General features: G+C 71.6%; 13 protein-coding genes and 1 tRNA gene. 6 read left to right on the plus strand and 8 right to left on the minus strand.

The features are described 5' to 3' along the window. Positions 1–68 precede the first annotated feature (68 nt). Complete coding sequence (locus tag BHU06_RS08790; RefSeq protein ID WP_070398809.1) at positions 69–1724, minus strand: aminotransferase class III-fold pyridoxal phosphate-dependent enzyme; 1656 nt, start codon at positions 1722–1724, stop codon at positions 69–71. Between the two features lie 56 nt (positions 1725–1780). Here BHU06_RS08790 and asd point away from each other — a divergent pair, with 56 nt between their 5' ends. Then, positions 1781–2695 carry an archaetidylserine decarboxylase gene (asd, locus tag BHU06_RS08795; protein WP_070398810.1) on the plus strand — a complete coding sequence of 305 codons (915 nt, stop codon included), beginning with the start codon at positions 1781–1783 and terminating at the stop codon, positions 2693–2695. 193 nt (positions 2696–2888) lie between these two features. On the opposite strand, the gene BHU06_RS08800 is transcribed toward asd, so the two are convergent. Further along, positions 2889–3431, minus strand: a complete 543-nt coding sequence (locus BHU06_RS08800; RefSeq protein WP_070398811.1) for an HD domain-containing protein — start codon at positions 3429–3431, stop codon at positions 2889–2891. 86 nt (positions 3432–3517) lie between these two features. On the opposite strand from BHU06_RS08800, the gene BHU06_RS08805 reads away from it, so the two are divergent. After that, positions 3518–4636 (plus strand): TIGR03364 family FAD-dependent oxidoreductase, encoded by a 1119-nt coding sequence (locus BHU06_RS08805; RefSeq protein WP_083293129.1) that lies wholly within the window; start codon positions 3518–3520, stop codon positions 4634–4636. A gap of 93 nt (positions 4637–4729) precedes the next feature. On the opposite strand, the gene BHU06_RS08810 is transcribed toward BHU06_RS08805, so the two are convergent. Beyond that, a complete protein-coding gene (locus BHU06_RS08810; protein WP_070398812.1) occupies positions 4730–7090 on the minus strand; it encodes a 3'-5' exonuclease in 2361 nt (786 codons plus the stop codon). A 209-nt stretch (positions 7091–7299) separates the two neighbouring features. On the opposite strand from BHU06_RS08810, the gene BHU06_RS08815 reads away from it, so the two are divergent. After that, positions 7300–8277, plus strand: coding sequence for a GMP reductase (locus BHU06_RS08815; protein WP_070398813.1), 978 nt, complete (start codon positions 7300–7302; stop codon positions 8275–8277). 100 nt (positions 8278–8377) lie between these two features. Here the strand turns inward: BHU06_RS08815 and BHU06_RS08820 are convergent, their stop codons facing one another. Beyond that, positions 8378–9259: an alpha/beta hydrolase gene (locus BHU06_RS08820; RefSeq protein ID WP_070398814.1), complete on the minus strand. Its 882-nt coding sequence runs from the start codon at positions 9257–9259 to the stop codon at positions 8378–8380. 118 nt (positions 9260–9377) lie between these two features. Between BHU06_RS08820 and BHU06_RS08825 the strand changes: the two genes are divergently transcribed. From BHU06_RS08825 to BHU06_RS08835, 3 genes are all read left to right on the plus strand, one after another. Further along, complete coding sequence (locus tag BHU06_RS08825; protein ID WP_070398815.1) at positions 9378–10115, plus strand: GntR family transcriptional regulator; 738 nt, start codon at positions 9378–9380, stop codon at positions 10113–10115. A 146-nt stretch (positions 10116–10261) separates the two neighbouring features. Then, positions 10262–11119: an NAD(P)-dependent oxidoreductase gene (locus BHU06_RS08830; RefSeq protein WP_070398816.1), complete on the plus strand. Its 858-nt coding sequence runs from the start codon at positions 10262–10264 to the stop codon at positions 11117–11119. Positions 11120–11148: 29 nt separating this feature from the next. Further along, a tRNA-Ala gene (locus BHU06_RS08835) sits at positions 11149–11224 on the plus strand. A gap of 42 nt (positions 11225–11266) precedes the next feature. Here BHU06_RS08835 and BHU06_RS08840 read toward each other — a convergent pair. From BHU06_RS08840 to BHU06_RS08855, 4 genes are read right to left on the minus strand one after another with little or no spacing between them, the layout of a single operon-like run. Further along, the gene (locus tag BHU06_RS08840) at positions 11267–11962 is read right to left on the minus strand and encodes an enoyl-CoA hydratase/isomerase family protein (RefSeq protein ID WP_070398817.1); all 696 of its coding nucleotides are present in this window, start codon (positions 11960–11962) and stop codon (positions 11267–11269) included. After that, on the minus strand, positions 11959–14226 hold the full coding sequence (locus tag BHU06_RS08845) for a LamG domain-containing protein (protein WP_070398818.1): 2268 nt from the start codon (positions 14224–14226) through the stop codon (positions 11959–11961). Before BHU06_RS08845 ends, BHU06_RS08840 begins: the two co-directional genes overlap by 4 nt. Continuing rightward, positions 14223–15617 carry an aspartate aminotransferase family protein gene (locus BHU06_RS08850; RefSeq protein ID WP_083293131.1) on the minus strand — a complete coding sequence of 465 codons (1395 nt, stop codon included), beginning with the start codon at positions 15615–15617 and terminating at the stop codon, positions 14223–14225. The genes BHU06_RS08845 and BHU06_RS08850 overlap by 4 nt, the downstream gene beginning before the upstream one ends. A 13-nt stretch (positions 15618–15630) precedes the next feature. Beyond that, on the minus strand, positions 15631–16602 hold the full coding sequence (locus BHU06_RS08855; RefSeq protein WP_070398820.1) for a Bug family tripartite tricarboxylate transporter substrate binding protein: 972 nt from the start codon (positions 16600–16602) through the stop codon (positions 15631–15633). Positions 16603–16679 lie beyond the last annotated feature (77 nt).

Genomic DNA, 16679 nt, shown 5'->3' on the forward strand with positions numbered 1-16679 from the left:
CCTGTGAGGGGCGGGTGTTCGCTGCCTTGCGCCCGAACGCCTCGCACGGGCCCGGGGCCGCTGAGCGCTCAACCCTTCTGGCGCAACATCGCCGACAGGGTTTCCCTGCGCAGCTGCTTGCCGATCGCCTGGGCGTCCACGCCCGCGGGCAGCGTCCACCAGCCGGCGGCTTGCATGTCCCGGCCCGCCGCCACGCAACGCCGCACCACCTCATCGAAGGCCGCGTCGTCGAAGTTCAGCGCGAAGATGAACCGCCCCGTGCCCACCCAGCTCAAGGCCAGGCCATGCCAGCGCAGGTAGTACTGGAACATCCAGTGGTAGCGGCCCGGCTGCGTGTAGTCCAAGGTCCACACGCTGTGCAGATTCGCCGCGCGCACCGGCAGTCCGGCGTCGGCCATGGTGGCGTTGAAGCGCTCGCGGCGCGCGTTCCAGCGTTCGTCGCTGCCGGCGTACATCGCTCGCAGCTCGGGCGTTTCCAGGCGACGCAGGAAGGCGTGCATGCCGCCCATCACGTGCGGGTGCGCGTTGAACGTGCCGCGCGCGAAGCACAGGTCGGCGGGGCGCTCGGCGCGGAAGCGCTTCATCAGATCGGCGCGGCCGCAGACCACGCCCACCGGATAACCACCCGCGACCGACTTACCGTAGGTCACCAGGTCGGCCTTCACGCCGAAGTACGCCTGAGCGCCGCCGGGCGCCAGGCGAAAGCCCAGGAACACCTCGTCAAAGATCAGCACGATGCCGCGTTCGGTGCAGACCTCGCGCAGCCGCTGGAGCCAACGCGTGTAAGCCTCGCGGTCATAGCCCGCGTGGCGCAGGCCGGTCATCAGCGTGGAGTCGCCCGGCGCGTTGCGGTTCGGGTGCAGGGCCTGCAAGGGGTTGATGAGCACGCAGGCGATGTCGCGGCGCGTGCGCAGCACCCGCAGGCTCTTGTCGTCCATGTCCTTGAGCGTGTAGGTTTCGCGCGGCGGCATGGGGTTGCCGGGGCCGGGCTGCACGTCCTCCCACCAGCCGTGGTAAGCGCCGCAGAAGCGCACCAGGTGCGTCTTGCGCGTGTGGTAGCGCGCCAGGCGAACGGCCTGCATCACGGCCTCGGTGCCGCTCATGTGGAAGGACACCTGGTCCTGGCCCGAGATCGCCTTCAGGCGCGCGATGTTGTCCGCCACCACCGGGTGGTAGGCGCCCAGCACCGGGCCCAGTTCGAGGCCGATGGTCGCACCCTCTTCCATGCAGGCCTTGTAGAAGTCCACGCCGAAGACGTTGACGCCGTAGGAGCCCGTGAGGTCGAGGAAGCGGTTGCCATCGAGGTCCTCCACCTCCAGGCCATCGGCCGATCGCACGAAGGCGCCGACCTTCAGGCGCTCGCGCAGGTAGGGGCTGAAGGGAAAGGGCACGCGGTAGGCGCCGGTGAGCTGCAGGTCGGCCAGTCCCTCGCGCGCGTCGGCGGTCAGGGCGAGCGAGCGTTCGTAGCGCTGGGCGTAGCCCGCGCACAGGGCGTCGAAGGCCGCGCGGCGCCGCGCGGCCAGCGCGTCGTCGGCGCCGTCGGCCTGGAAGAAGCGGCGCTCGTCGAAGGCGTAGCCCGGCAACCAGCCCGCCAGGCGCTTGGCCCAGCGCGAGTGGCCCGCCAGCGAGCGGTGCTTGGCGCGCGAGAGCTCGAGGCGCTGTTTCAGGTACGGCAAGGCCAGCAGGAGCGAACCGGCTGGCAAGGCATAAGGCAGAAGGGACATGGCGTTCGGGGCGTCGTGGTGTTCCCGCTCTTGTATGGCCCCCGGATGACCCAACGATGAAAGCCCTGCGACAGAATCCCCACGGCCTTGTGCAACGCCAGCTGCGCCGCCTCGCGCTCAGCGAAGACCTGAACTTCCTGCTCACCAACCGCGTGCCGCGCCTGGCGCTCACGCGCTTCATGGGCTGGTTCAGCCGGATCCGACAGCCCCTGGTGCGCGACGCGTCCATGGCGGTGTGGAAGGCCTTCACCGACCTCGACCTGAGCGACGCGAAGAAGCCGCGCTTCGACAGCCTGCACGACTGCTTCACGCGCGAGCTGCGCGAGGGTGCGCGGCCCGTCGACACCACCCCGTCGGTGCTGGTCAGCCCCTGCGACGCCATCGTCGGCGCCAGCGGGCGCATTGGCGAAGACCCCTGCGCCCAGGTGTTCCAGGCCAAGGGCTTTCCGTACGCGCTCACCGACCTGCTCGGCGATTCGCCGCGCGCGCAGGCGGCCATCGCCACCCTGCGCGGCGGCCAGTTCGTGACGCTGCGCCTGACCTCGGCCATGTACCACCGCTTCCACGCCCCCGAGGCGCTCACGCTGGAGCACGTGACGCACTTCAGCGGCGACACCTGGAACGTGAACCCCATCGCCCTCAAGCGCGTGGAGCGCCTGTTCTGCCGCAACGAGCGCGCGGCGCTGTTCACCCGCCTGGCCGACGGCACGCCGCTGCTGCTGGTGCCCGTGGCCGCCATCCTGGTGGCCAGCCTGCGCCTGCGCGCCCTGCCGCTGCCGCTCAACACGCGCTACCGCGGCCCCGACGAGCTGCCCTGCGACACGGCCTATGCGCGCGGCGAGGAGATGGGCCACTTCGAACACGGCTCCACCATCGTCGTGCTGGCGCCGCCGGGCTTCACGCTCGCGCCCGGGGTCGCGCCGGGCGCGTCCATCTGCATGGGCCGGCCGCTGCTGGCGCGGCCAGCCTGAGCGCCCCCAGCCCCTGTCATGCGCCCGTCACGCCAGCCACGGACGATGGCGCGCAACCCAGCCAGCCAGCACGACGCGGTTGGCACGACGAAGAACGATGGCGGGGTGATCGGCGCCTGAAGCCGCTCGCCATCGCACCCTGCGGGCCCTCCGGTCATCTGACCGGAGGGCCTTTTTTTGGCCAGCCCCGGGCTCAGCGCAGCAGCGCCTCGGCCATCGCCCGGTAGGTGTCCAGCGGCGGCACCTCGCGCGCCGGCCGCTTGGCCGCGTCGTCCCAGCGGCGCAGGCGCAGCGCGTCCTGCGCGTGGGCCAGGCGGTCGAAGGCCTCGCAGCCCGCGGCGTCCAGCGGACCGCCCTGCAGCGCCAGGCTGCGGCGCGAATCGTCCGACAGGGCCCGAAGGTAGCGCGGATCGGCGCACAGGCGCCGCTTGGCCATCACGTGCAGCCCGACCGGCCCGCTCACGGCGGGGCCGAACAGGCGCCCCAGCGCGTCGGCGGCGATCGCTTCGTGGCGGTCGTCGACGCCGGCGGCGCTGGGCGTGCCCGCCACGCCATGGATCAGGTGGCCGACGTCGTGCAACAGCGCGGCGACCACCAGGGCCTCGCCCGCGCCGCCGCGGCGCGCCAGATCGGCGGTCTGAAGGGCGTGCTCCAGATGGGTCACGGGTTCGCCGGTGTAGCGCTCGTGGCCGCGCGCGGCCAACAGCGCCCAGAGTGAGTCGAAGGAGGGGTTCATGCGGGTGGAACTGTCAACGGGCTTTCATTGTGTGCAATCAACATGACGCCCCGACGTCCATTCGAAGCATCCCCTTCGCCTTTCCCGTGACCGACAAGCGTTTCGACCTGATCGTGGTGGGCAGCGGCATCGCCGGCCTCGCCCATGCCTGGATGGGGCTGCGCCGCGGCCTGCGCGTGGCGCTGATCGAGCGCGACCACCGCTGCGTGGGCGCCTCCATCCGCAACTTCGGCTTCGTCACCGTGACCGGCCAGCGCGCCGGCGACACCTGGCGGCGCGCGCGGCGCTCGCGCGACCTCTGGGCCGAGCTGGCGCCCCAGGCGGGCATCCCGGTGGTGCACCAGGGCCTGTGGGTGGTGGCCCAGCGCGCGCGGGCGCTGGACGTGCTGGCCGAGTTCGCCGGCACCGAGATGGGCGAGGCCTGTGAACTGCACCGCGGCGAGGCCTGGGGCGGGCGCATGCCTTCGCTCAAGTCCCGCGGTGCAGCGGGCGCGCTGTACAGCCCACACGAGCTGCGCGTCGAGTCGCGCGAGGCCATCCCCGCCCTCGCGCGCTGGCTGCAGGGGCAGGGCGTGTGCTTCTTCTGGGGGCAGGAGGTTCTGGGCATCGAGGGGTCCACGGTGCACGGCGCGCAAGGCCAGTGGACGGCCGAGCGCATCGTGGTCTGTCCCGGCACCGAACTCAATGGCGTAGCGCGGCGCCTGCTGCCCGACCACGCACTGGGGCTCACGCGTCTGCAGATGCTGCGCGTGCGCCCACCGGCCGGCTGGCGGCTGGGCGCGGCGGTGATGAGCGACCTCAGCCTGGTGCGCTACCACGGCTACGCCGACCTCGCCAGTTCGGCGCCACTGCGGGAGCAACTGCGCGCCGAATGCAGCCAAAGCCTGGACGACGGCATCCACCTGATCGCCGTGCAGAGCGCCGACGGAACACTGGTGGTGGGCGATTCCCACCACCCGCACGCCACGCCCGAGCCCTTCGCCAGCGAGGCGGTGGACGATCGCATCCTGGGCCACCTGCACGAGGTGGTCGGGCTGGGCCGCTGTGAGGTGGTGGAGCGCTGGACCGGTGTCTACCCGACGGGCCACGGCGCCGACGCGCTCATCCACGCGCCGGCCGACCACCTTCGCCTGGTGCTGGTGACCAGCGGCACCGGCGCCAGCACCTCGTTCGGCATCGCCGAGGACGTGTTCGCGGGCTGGTAGGGGAACCGGCCCAACGCCGGGCCGGGCCAGGCATCGGCCAGCCCAGCGCGAACGCCCGAGCAACCAGGCCGCCTCGACGGCCTGGTTGCTGGCCTATTCGATGGGCGTGAGCTTGGCCACGCTCAGCGCCAGCCACTTGGTGCCGTGGCGCGGGAAGTTCACCTGCGCGCGCGCGTCATCGCCCGCGCCCTCCACCGCGAGCACCTTGCCCTCGCCGAACTTGTTGTGGAACACCGCCATGCCGCTCTTGATCGGCGTGCCGCGATCGGGTTCGGGCGCGGGCGCGCTGGCGGCCTTCCAGGCCGGCGACCACGCCGGCTGCGGCACCGGGGTGCCCAGCGCGCGGTGGCCACCCCAGCCCGCGCTGCCCGTGCCGCCCCAGCCCGAAGGCTGCGGCGGCGTCAGCCACTTCAGGCAGTGCTCGGGCAATTCATCGAAGAAACGGCTCTTGAGGTTGTAGCGCGTCTGGCCGTGCAGCAGCCGCGTCTGCGAATGGCTCAGGTACAGGCGCTGGCGCGCGCGCGTGATCGCCACGTACATCAGGCGGCGCTCCTCTTCCAGGCCGTCGCGGTCGCTCATGGCGTTCTCGTGCGGGAACAGGCCTTCCTCCAGGCCGACGATGAAGACGCAGTCGAACTCCAGACCCTTGGCCGCGTGCACGGTCATGAGCTGCACCGCGTCCTGTCCGGCCTGGGCCTGGTTGTCGCCCGATTCGAGCGCGGCGTGCGACAGGAAGGCGGCGAGCGGGCTCAGGGTCTCGCCGGTGTCGGCGTCGGGGGCCAGGGGCTCGTCGAGCACGGGGGCGTTCAGGTCCAGGCCCTGGCTGGCCGGGCTTTGCGTCAGCGCCACGGCCTCGCGGCCGAAGCCTTCCTGCATCACGAAGCTCTCGGCCGCGTTGACCAGTTCCTCCAGGTTCTCCACGCGCTCCTGGCCTTCGCGCTCCTGGCGGTAGTGCTCCACCAGGCCGCTGTGCTCCAGCACCAGCTCGACGATGCCCTTGAGGTGGCTGCCCTCGCTGCGCTCGCGCATCACGTCGATCTTGGCGACGAAGCCCGCGATGGCCGTGCCCGCGCGCCCGGTGACCGCGCTCACCGCGTCGTGCAGCGAACAGCCGGCCGCGCGCGCCACGTCCTGCAGCTGCTCCACGCTGCGCGCGCCGATGCCGCGCGGCGGGAAGTTGAGCACGCGCAGGAAGCTGGTGTCGTCGCGCGGGTTCTCGATCAGGCGCAGGTAGGCCAGGGCGTGCTTGATCTCGGCACGCTCGAAGAAGCGCAGGCCGCCATACACGCGGTAGGGCAGGCCGGCGTTGAACAGCGCGGTCTCGATCACGCGGCTCTGCGCGTTGCTGCGGTAGAGGATGGCGATCTCGCTGCGCGGCGTTTCCTCGCGCACCAGGGACTTGATCTCGTCGACCACCCACTGCGCCTCGATGAAATCGCTGGGCGACTCGTTGATGCGCACCGGCTCGCCCGCGCCCGCGTCGGTGCGCAGGTTCTTGCCGAGGCGGCGCTGGTTGTGGCCGATGAGGTGGTTCGCGGCGTCCAGGATGTTGCTGACGCTGCGGTAGTTCTGCTCAAGCTTGATCTGGTGCTGCACGCGGTACTCGCGCACGAAGTCGGCCATGTTGCCCACGCGCGCGCCGCGGAAGGCGTAGATGCTCTGGTCGTCATCGCCCACAGCGAACACCGCGTTGCCCACGGCCACGTCCAGGCCTTCCATGGGGGGGGGCGAGAACAGCTTGATCCAGGCGTACTGCAGCCTGTTGGTGTCCTGGAACTCGTCGATCAGGATGTGGCGGAAGCGCCGCTGGTAGTGCGCGCGGATGGCGTCCTGGTCGCGCAGCAGCTCGTAGCTTCGCAGCATCAGCTCGCCGAAATCGACCACGCCTTCGCGCTGGCATTGCTCCTCGTACAGCGCGTAGAGCTCGACCTTCTTGCGCGTCTCTTCGTCGCGCGCGGGCACGTCGCGCGGGCGCTGGCCGTCTTCCTTGCAACCGGCGATGAAGTACTGCAGCTGCTTGGGCGGGAAGCGCTCGTCGTCGACATTGAACTGCTTGCACAGGCGCTTGATGGCCGAGAGCTGGTCCTGGGTGTCCAGGATCTGGAAGGTGGCCGGCAGGCCCGCGAGCTGGTGGTGCGCGCGCAGCAAGCGGTTGCACAGGCCGTGGAAGGTGCCGATCCACATGCCGCGCACGTTCACCGGCAGCAGGGCCGACAGGCGCGTGACCATTTCCTTCGCCGCCTTGTTGGTGAAGGTCACGGCCAGCACACCGCCCGGCCCCACCTGGCCCGTTTGCAGCAGCCAGGCGATGCGCGTGGTGAGCACGCGCGTTTTGCCCGAACCGGCGCCCGCGAGGATGAGCGCGTGTTCGGCGGGCAGGGTGACGGCGGCGGCCTGCTCGGCATTGAGGCCGGCGACCAGCGGCGAGGGATTCGGGGCGGTGTCCAGGAGCATCGAGGGATTGTAGAAAGCGCCCGCGCGGTGGCCGGTCCATACGTGGGGGCATATGGACCCCATACCGGGCGGGGGACGGGCCATCGGTCTAGAATCGCGCACCGGGCCCAAGATTCTTGCGCCCGGTTTCTTTTTGCCCGCCGCGGCAAGAGAACCGGCCAGGCCAAGCGCTCATCTGTTCGACAACAGCTTTCTGGAGCTTGGTTTCAATGGAAATTTTCGACTACGACAACATCCTGCTGCTGCCGCGCAAGTGCCGCGTGGAAAGCCGCTCGGAGTGCGACGCCGGCGTGGAGCTCGGCGGGCGGCGTTTCCGCCTGCCGGTGGTGCCCGCCAACATGAAGACGGTGGTCAACGAGTCCATCTGCACCTGGCTGGCGCAGAACGGCTACTTCTACGTCATGCACCGCTTCGACCTGGACAACGTGGCCTTCGTGCGCGAGATGCAGGCCAAGGGCAGCTTCGCCTCCATCTCGCTGGGCGTGAAGGCGCCAGACTACGCCACGGTGGACACCCTGGTGGCCCAGGGCCTGTGCCCCGAGTACATCACCATCGACATCGCGCACGGCCACGCCGACAGCGTGAAGAAGATGATCGGCTACCTGAAGGAAAAGCTGCCCAAGGCCTTCGTGATCGCGGGCAACGTGGGCACGCCGGAGGCGGTGATCGACCTGGAGAACTGGGGCGCCGACGCGACCAAGGTGGGCATCGGCCCCGGCAAGGTCTGCATCACCAAGCTCAAGACCGGCTTCGGCACCGGCGGCTGGCAGCTCAGCGCGCTCAAGTGGTGCGCGCGCGTGGCCACCAAGCCCATCATCGCGGACGGCGGCATCCGCTGCCACGGCGACATCGCCAAGAGCGTGCGCTTCGGCGCCAGCATGGTGATGATCGGCTCGCTGTTCGCCGGACACGAGGAATCACCGGGCCAGACGGTGGAAGTCGACGGCGTGCTCTACAAGGAGTACTACGGCTCGGCCAGCGACTTCAACAAGGGCGAGTACAAGCACGTGGAAGGCAAGCGCATCCTGGAGCCGATCAAGGGCCCGCTCGCGCACACGCTGATCGAGATGGAGCAGGACGTGCAAAGCTCCATCAGCTACGCCGGCGGCACCAAGCTGCTGGACATCCGCAAGGTGAACTACGTCATCCTGGGCGGGGACAACGCGGGCGAGCACCTCTTGATGTAGTTCGTGCCCCACCCCCGCCGCGCTTCGCGCGTCCCCCTCGACGGAGTGGCGCCCGCGGCCCGGCAAAGCCGGTTCCGCGGCAGCTCGGGGGCGATGCGCCTCACACGCCCAGCAAGTGGCGCGCGAGCGTGTGCAGGCGGTGGTCTGGCGCGACCAGCGCGTCCAGCGCGCTGAAGTGGTTCAGGCCGGGCAGTGCCTCGCACACCGGCACCACCTCGGCGCCCCAGGCCTCGCGGATGAGGTGGTTCTGGCGGTGGTACTCGCCGCTTTCCTGGCCACCGACCACGGCCACCAGCTCGCCGCGCCCCTGCCGCAGCCCGGGCGAGGGCAGGCGCGCCGGGCTGGCCTTGCGCACCTGGTCCGGCGTGAGCTTCAGCGAGGACTGCAAGGACGGCGCCAGGCGCAGCGGCTCCAGATCGAACAGGCCGGACACCGACAGCGCATTGCGCACCAGTGCGGCGGGCAGGTCGGCGCCCACCTGGGGCCAGCGGCAGGCCAGCATCATGGCCGCCAGCTGACCGCCCGCCGAATGCCCCGCCACCGTGATACGGCTCGGGTCACCCCCGTGCACCGCGATGTGGCGGTGCGTCCAGGCGAGGGCCTGCGCCATCTGCAGCGTGATGCCCGGGACGGTGGTGGCCGGGCACAGCGCGTAGTTCGGCATCACCACGCACACGCCCAGGCGCTGGAACAGTGGCGCCAGGAAGGAGTGGTCGGACTTGTCCAGGGCGCGCCAGTAGCCGCCGTGGATGAAGAACAGCACCGGCGCGGCGCCGCCGGCGCCCCCCTGGGCCGGAAAGACGTCCAGCTGTTCGGCGGGCCCGTGCCCATAGCGCAGATCGATCAGCGCCCCACCCCGCTCGCGCACCTGCTTCGAGTCCCGGGCCCAGCGCTCGAAGTACGCCGGGTGCTCGGGCACCCGGGCGCGGTTGTTGTATTCGCGGTCCAGCCAGGCCGGGTCTCGGGGGAAGGGCGATTGCATGGCGGGCGATTGTGTCATGGGGGCTTGGGGTATTCCCTCTGGGGACGCTGGCGCCGGCACCGCCTGGGGTATGCTGCGCGAATTCCGTATACAGAATTCGCACCACACGCCCGCCCCCATGACCGCGCAGTTGTTCAGGATCGAATCGACGCCCGATCTGGCCGACCAGGTCTACCGGGCCTTGCTCGACGCGATCAGCTCGGGCGCGCTGCGGCCGGGCCAGCGCATCCGCCAGGAAGAGCTGGCCGAGCGCTTCGCGGTGTCGCGCCAGCCGGTGATGCAGGCCCTGCGCCTGCTGCGCAAGGACGGTTTCGTGCAGGACGCGCCCCAGACCAGCGGCGACCCCGGCCGCGTGCGCGGCCTGCAGGTGACGCCGTTGGACGGGCGCTGGATCGCCCAGGTCTACCAGGTGCGCGTGGCGCTGGACCGCCTGGCCGTGCGACTGGCCGCCCAGCAGCGCACCGTCATCGACCCGGCCGTGCTCAAGGCCGGGCGCGCCGCCGAGCGCCGTGACGACGTGAAGGCCCTGATCGACACCGACCTGGCCTTCCACACCGCCATCTACCGCGCCGCCGGCAACCCGCTGATTGAGCAGAGCGCGCTGCTGCACTGGCAGCACATCCGCCGCGCCATGGGCCTGGCGCTGCAGCTGGAGCACCTGCGCGAGCCCGTGTGGGACGAACACGAGGCCATTGCCCGCGCCATCGCCCAGGGCGACGCGGACGGGGCCGAATCGCTCATCGCCGAACACGCCGAAAATGCCTGCGGCACCCTGGCCGAGCAGATCGCCCACGCCTCGGCCGAACCCGCCGAGGACGACACCGTTCAACTCCGTGGTCCCCAGCTATCTCGATAGCCGGTCCACTTGCGCGGTCCTCGGCGCGAGCCGGGGACCGCGATTTTTTTTGCCCGAACACCGCCTCCGCGCCCTGCCCTGAAGGGACACGCACCGTGACCGACTCCCCCGCCGCCCCGGCAACCACTCCCTCCCACGCCGTCGCCATGCTCGGCATCGGCCTGATGGGCTTCCCCATGGGCCGGCGCCTGTGCGAAGCCGGCTGCGCCGTGGGCGCCTGGAACCGCTCGCGCACCAAGGCCGAGCGTCTCGCGCCCTTGGGTGCGCGCGTGGCCGACACGGCCGCCGACGCCGTGCGAGGCGCCGACATCGTCATCACCATGCTCGAAAACGGCGAGGTGGTGGAGGACGTGCTGTTCCGCCAGGGCGTGGCCGAGGCCCTGCCCCGTGGCAGCCTGGTGATCGACATGTCGTCGATCCAGCCGCGCCAGGCGCGCGACCACGCGGCCCGCCTGGCCGCGCTGGGCGTGCACCACCTGGACGCGCCGGTCTCGGGCGGCACCGTGGGCGCCGAGGCCGGCACCCTGGCCATCATGGCCGGCGGCAAACCGGCCGACGTGGAGCGCGCGCGCGCCGTGCTGGAGGTGCTGGGCCGCGTCACGCACGTGGGCCCGCACGGCTCGGGCCAGCTCGCCAAGCTGGCCAACCAGATGATCGTGGGCATCACCATCGGCGCCGTGGCCGAGGCGCTGCTGCTGTGCGAGAAGGGCGGCGCCGACATGGCCAAGGTGCGCCAGGCCATCACCGGCGGTTTCGCCGACAGCCGCATCCTGCAGGTGCACGGCCAGCGCATGGTGGAGCGCGACTTCGGCAAGCGCGCCGCGATGGCGGTGCAGCTGAAGGACATGCGCAACGCGCTCGGCACGGCGAAAGAGATCGGCTTCGAGGCGCCCATCACCGCGCTGTTCGAGCGCCTGTTCGCCGAGGCGGCGGACCACGGCCTGTCCGACCTCGACCACTCCGCGCTGTTCGTGGAACTCGCCAGCCGCAACGGAATGGCCTGACAAAAGATTCGCTAGAATGCGCGATTCGTGGGGACGTAGCTCAGCTGGGAGAGCGTCGCGTTCGCAATGCGAAGGTCGGGAGTTCGATCCTCCTCGTCTCCACCACAAAACTGAAAAAGGCCTTGCTCCGCAAGGCCTTTTTTCTTGTCAGGGTGGCAGCCCGCGCTGCGCCGCGTTTTCCGCCTCGATCGCGCGCTGGAAGTGGGCCAGGCCCAATTCGTTGAGCACCTTCTTGAAGCGCCCGGCCACCTCGGGCGCCAGTTGCGCGAGACGCGCGCACACCCGCCGCGCCGAGGCGTCGAGCGCGTCGTCGGCCACCACCTGCCACACCAGGCCCCAGGCCTGGGCCTGCGCGGCGCCGATCGGCTCGCCAAGCAGCATCAACCCCTTGGCGCGCGCCAGCCCCACGGCCGCGGGCAGCGTGGCCGTGAGACCGCCGGTGACGAACACGCCCAGCGAGGCCTCGGGCAGCTTGAACCGCGCGCCCTCGGCGGCGATCACCACGTCGGCGTCGAGCGCCCACTCCAGGCCCGCACCAACAGCCCAGCCCTGCACGGCGGCCACCACCGGCTTGGGCAGGGACACCAGGGCCTGCGCCACGGCCTGCACCAGCCTCAGGTCGTCCTCCGTCGGCGGCGCGCCCATGTCGCGCCCCGCGCAGAACGCCGGTCCGGCGCCCCGCAGCAGCAGCACGCGCACCGTGTCGTCGCGCTCGGCCAGCGCGATCGCCGCCAGCAGCGCGCGCGCGAGGTCGTTGTCGATGGCGTTGCGTTTCTCGGGGCGGTTGAGCGTGAGCGCCATGACGCCGTCGTGGACCTCGACCAGGAGCGTGGCTGGGTTCATGCGGGCTCGACTCCAAAGTGGTGAAGCACATTGCGCAGCAAGGCACCGAACGCCTCATCGGCCCCCAGCACCCAGCTGGCCCCCACGGCCCCGGCATTGAACACGCGGCCGCCCTGGGGGCGCTCCCAGTAGACCATCTCGGCGGACAGGCCGTCGAGCGACTGCGTGGCGCCCTCGAAGAAGTCGAGGTAGGCGTCCAGCCGGCCCGGCACGCGGCGCACGCCTTCGGCGAGCACCTGCAGGCCGGGATGATCGCGCGGCAGCTCGGCGCCCCGCGGGATGTGGTGGGTCATGCGGCGCAGCGTGGCGATGCTCAGGTCCCACTCGTGGCCGATGGCGCGTGGCAGGGCGCCGCCGGGCCCGTGGCCGAAGCTGTCGCCGGCGCGCAGGCCGGTCTCGTGCGGCCGGTGGAACAGGAAGTGGCCGGCGTCGCGCACGCGGTAGACACCAAAATCCGCGGCGTCGGCGAAGGCCCAGCCCGCGGTTTCCAGGCCGATCAGATCGCTGCACGAGCGGTCGTTGAAGCGCCAGAGCCCGCCGCGCTCGCCGTCCTGGCTGTGGTATTGCTCGCCGTGCACGCCGCCGGGCGCCGCGTGTTTGTCCAGCGCCGCCTCGTGGTCGTCGGCGGGCGTCAGCGTTTTGCGCTGCTCCATCACCGTGGCGTCTTCGTCGAAGCTCACGCGCCAGTACAGGGAGTTGCCCGACAGCACCACCGCGCTGCCGCCCCCGCGCAGGTAGGCGTCCAGCCCCTCGAAGGCCGGCGCCGACCAGTACTCGCTGTGGCCGTTGATGACCACGCTGCGGTAGCGGCGCAGCAGGCCGGGGTCGCGGTGCAGGTCGAGGTCGCTCACCACGTCGTACGCGTAGCCCTGCGCGTCGAGCCAGCGGTGCAGGCAGCGCTCCAGGCGCGGGCCCTGGCTGAAGCCGCTGCCTTCGGGCGCGTAGAAGGCGTCGGGCGCGGCGTTGGGCCAGGGCAGGCGCAGGCCGGCGTAGTAGGTGGGCTGGCCCTTGCGGTGGGGCGTGTAGTGGTTGTACTCGGGGGCGTCGGGGTGGCTGTTGGGCAGCGGCGCGGCGCGGCGTGGCCAGTGCGCCGGGCCCGACACGTTGCGCGCGAACGGCGAGGCGGCGTAGGCGCGCCAGCTGTTGGTCGCGCACAGCACCAGCAGCGGCGCGGGCGCGGCATCGGCGGCTGGCCGCACGACGACGCTCACGTCGTAGCGCACGGGCCGGCCGTCCACTTCGCATTCGAAGCGGCCCACGTGGATGCCGGGCTTCGCCCCGCGCGGCACCGTCACGCGGTGCGATTCGGCCCAGCGGCAATCCACGAGGTCGTCGCTCGCCAAGCGAAGGCCGTGGCCACGCAGGCGGTCGCTGGCGGCGGCGTACTCGCCTTCGCGGCGCGAAAAGCGCGGCACCCGCGCGGGGTCGAAGGCCGGGCCGACGATCATCCAGGTGCCGTGGTTGATGAGGCGGCCGTGGCGGCCCTGCCCGCTGGCGTCGGCGATGCGCTCGCCGCGCTGCTCGCTCAAGGGCCAGCAGGCCAGCAGGCCGGGGCCTTGCGCGGCCTGCTGGCCGCGCTGCGCGCAGCGCTGGGCGATCTCGGCGGCGCCGAGCGCGCGGCCGTAGAGCGCCGGCATCACGAGGTCCGCGTCCAGAAAGTGCGTGGCCACGCCCCCCGCCGACGCTGCGCCCAGGCGCAGCGCAGCGCGGCCCGGCCGACCTGGGCCCGCCGCGCCCTGCGCCACCCGGCGGCCGTCGATCCACAGCGACAGGTGGCCCTGGTGCAGCACGGCCACCAGGTGCGCCCAACGGCGCGGCGCCAGGACCGGCCCGCTGAGCCGCGAACGCCCCAGCCGCAGCACGAGCGTGCCGTCGGCCTCGATGAACAGGCCGACGCCTTCGTCGGCGACCTCGTCGTCGCATTGCGCGATCACGGCCTGGCGCTCGCCGAAGCCCCAGGGCATGAGCCAGCACTCCAGGGTGAGCGCCTCGAGCGCGCCCTCGGGCAGACCGCGCTCGATGTGCACGTAGGAGCCGGGGTGGATGGCCTGGACCCGCGCCGGGTGCTCACCCCCGGCGTGCAGCACCGGGTCGCGCGAGGCGTCGTCGGCGTCGGGCCCCAGCGCACAGAAGGAAAAGCGGTAGGGCACCGAACTGCTCACGTGAAAGCCGATGGCCTCGCCGGCCGCCACGCTGACGGCGCTGGCATAGGCGTGCAGGCCGGGCAACGCGATGGCCCGGTGCGGCGGGATGCCCGCGCTCAAGCGAGGCCCCGCCCGCGCACCTCGTCGTGCAGGTCGGCCAACGCGCGCTCCAGCAACTCCACCAGCAGGTCGAGTTCGGCGTCGCTGGCGGTCAGCGGCGGCGTGATCATCTGGAAGTCGCCGAACTCGCCGCGGTTGGCGCGCCGGTTGTAGAGCGCAATGCCATGGCGCAGACCGTGCTCCGTGAGGCGCGCGGGGGCGTTGAAGTCCACCGGCAGCGCCCGGCGGCTGGCCTTGTCCGCCACCAGCTCGATCGCGCCCAGCAGCCCGAGGCCGCGCACGTCGCCCACCAGCGGGGAGCGCGCCGCCAGCGCATGCAGCCGGTCCTTCAGGTAGGCGCCCGCGGCCTGCGCGCGCGCCACCAGGTCCTGGCGCACCACCTCGTCAAGCACCGCGTTGGCCACGGCGCAGGACAGTGGGTTGGTGAAATAGGTGTGGCCGTGCACGAAGCCGCCACTCGCGGCGACCGCGTCGACGATGCGCTCGGGCGCGAGCACCGCGCCAAGCGGTGTGTAGCCCGCGGCCAGGCCCTTGGCCAGCGTGACCAGGTCGGGCCGCGCGTCGGGCCAGTGGTGCGCGGCCAGGAAGCGGCCGGTGCGGCCGGCGCCCGACATGATCTCGTCGAACACCAGCAGCACGCCGTGGCGGTCGCAGATCTCGCGCACGGCGCGGAAGTAGGCCGGCGAGGAGACCACCGCGCCGGTGGACAGGCCGCCGATGGGCTCCAGGATGAAGGCGAGCACGCTGTCGGCGCCTTCGCGCACGATGGTGTCTTCCAACGCTTGCGCGCAGGCCGCCTCGAAAGACTCGACGCTGTGGCCGTCCGGCACGCGGTAGGACAGCGGCGCCGCCACCTTGGGTTGGGCGCGCAGCATCGGGCCGTAGAGCGCGTGCGCGCTGGCGTCGCCGGTGACGGTGAGCGCGCCCAGCGTGGCGCCGTGGTAGCTGGGGTTGCGCGAGATCACTTTCCAGCGCCCGGGCTGGCCGCTGACCACCGCGTACTGGCGCGCGAGCTTGAGCGCCGACTCGTTGGCCTCCGAGCCCCCCGAGACGAAAAACGCGCGGTCCAGGCCCGGGCCCGCGAGCGCGCACACGCGGTCGGCCAGCGCAATGCTGTCTTCGCTCTCGAAGAAGCGCGGGTAGGCGAAGGTGACCTTGCGCGCCTGCGCCTGCATGGCCTGCAGCACCGCAGGGTTGCCATGGCCGATGTTGGTGACCACGGCGCCCGAGGTGGCGTCGAGGTAGCGGCGGCCATCCTCGTCCCACAGGAACACCCCTTCGGCGCGCGCCACGCGCGGCGGGCGCGGTGTGCCCTTGGGCGCGTAGAAGCCGAGAACCGATCCGCCCGCCGGCGTGTCGCCCACCCTGCGGCGGGCCGTCGCTGTCTGCATGTTCACCTCGGCGTCAGTCCGCGGTGAAGCCCGAGGCCTTGACCACCGGCGCCCATTGCGCGAGGTCGCTGGCCAGCAGCTGGCCGAGTTCGGCGGGGCTGCTGGGGTTGGCCTCCATGCCCAGCTTGAGCAGGCGTTCCTGGATGTCGGGCGTGGCGAGCACCTTGCGCGTCGCGGCATTGAGCCGCTCCACCAGCGCCGCTGGCGTGCCGGCCGGCGCCAGCAGCGCGGTCCACTCCAGCGTGTCGAAGCCGGCGATGCCGAGCTCCTTCAGCGTGGGCACGGTGGGCAACAGCTGCGCGCGCTTGGCGCCGTTCACCGCCAGCACGCGCAGCTTGCCGGCCTGGTGGTGCGGCGCGACGTCGAGGATGGGCAGGATGCCGGCCTGGATCTGGCCGCCCAGCAGGTCCTGCACCAGCGGCGCGGCGCCCTTGTAGGGAATGGCCTGCAGGTCGACCTTGTTGTCCTGGCCGAGCCGGTAGCCGAGGAAGTGCGACACGCTGCCGGCCGCGGGCACGCCGAAGTTGCCGGCCTGCGGGTTCTTGCGCGCCAGGTCCAGCCACTGGGCGATCGAGGTCGCGGGCACGCCGCTGGGCACCGACAGGGCCTCGAAGAAGCTGGTGAGCCGCACCACGGGCGCGAAGTCCTCGGCGGGCTTGTACTTCGCCCCCTTGGTGGTGAGCGGGAGCATCACCATCATGTGGCTGTTGGCGACCAGGATGGTGTTGCCATCGGGCGCCGACGCGCGCACGTATTCGGCCGCGATCTGCCCGCCCGCGCCGGGGCGGTTGTCCACGATGATGGCCGTGCCGAGCTCGTCCTTGAGCTTCTCCGCGACCATGCGCGCGAGCGCATCGGAGGAGCCACCGGCCGTGTAGCCGACGACCAGGCGCAGTGGCGCCTTGGCGGCCTGCGCGTGGCCGATCGCGGGCAGCGCGGCCAGCGCCGTCAGGGCGGAGCAAAGAAGGAACCGGGACAGTTTCATGGGCGGACCTGTGGGGTGGGAAATGGGTCCGCGCAGTATTTGGCAAAGGCCCGCGGCCGAGTAGTATGCCGACCCCG

The sequence above is a fragment of the Hydrogenophaga sp. PML113 genome, from assembly GCF_001777155.1.
GTDB classification, from domain to species: Bacteria; Pseudomonadota; Gammaproteobacteria; order Burkholderiales; family Burkholderiaceae_C; genus Hydrogenophaga; species Hydrogenophaga borbori.

What these genes read in the sequence shown, in the direction of transcription:
- BHU06_RS08800 (WP_070398811.1), bottom strand. Translation starts at nt 3,431, where the DNA reads ATGAACCCCTCCTTCGACTCACTCTGGGCGCTGTTGGCCGCGCGCGGC.
- BHU06_RS08830 (WP_070398816.1), top strand. Translation starts at nt 10,262, where the DNA reads ATGCTCGGCATCGGCCTGATGGGCTTCCCCATGGGCCGGCGCCTGTGC.
- BHU06_RS08790 (WP_070398809.1), bottom strand. Translation starts at nt 1,724, where the DNA reads ATGTCCCTTCTGCCTTATGCCTTGCCAGCCGGTTCGCTCCTGCTGGCC.
- BHU06_RS08810 (WP_070398812.1), bottom strand. Translation starts at nt 7,090, where the DNA reads ATGCTCCTGGACACCGCCCCGAATCCCTCGCCGCTGGTCGCCGGCCTC.
- asd (WP_070398810.1), top strand. Translation starts at nt 1,781, where the DNA reads ATGAAAGCCCTGCGACAGAATCCCCACGGCCTTGTGCAACGCCAGCTG.
- BHU06_RS08855 (WP_070398820.1), bottom strand. Translation starts at nt 16,602, where the DNA reads ATGAAACTGTCCCGGTTCCTTCTTTGCTCCGCCCTGACGGCGCTGGCC.
- BHU06_RS08825 (WP_070398815.1), top strand. Translation starts at nt 9,378, where the DNA reads ATGACCGCGCAGTTGTTCAGGATCGAATCGACGCCCGATCTGGCCGAC.
- BHU06_RS08815 (WP_070398813.1), top strand. Translation starts at nt 7,300, where the DNA reads ATGGAAATTTTCGACTACGACAACATCCTGCTGCTGCCGCGCAAGTGC.
- BHU06_RS08850 (WP_083293131.1), bottom strand. Translation starts at nt 15,617, where the DNA reads ATGCAGACAGCGACGGCCCGCCGCAGGGTGGGCGACACGCCGGCGGGC.
- BHU06_RS08820 (WP_070398814.1), bottom strand. Translation starts at nt 9,259, where the DNA reads ATGCAATCGCCCTTCCCCCGAGACCCGGCCTGGCTGGACCGCGAATAC.
- BHU06_RS08840 (WP_070398817.1), bottom strand. Translation starts at nt 11,962, where the DNA reads ATGAACCCAGCCACGCTCCTGGTCGAGGTCCACGACGGCGTCATGGCG.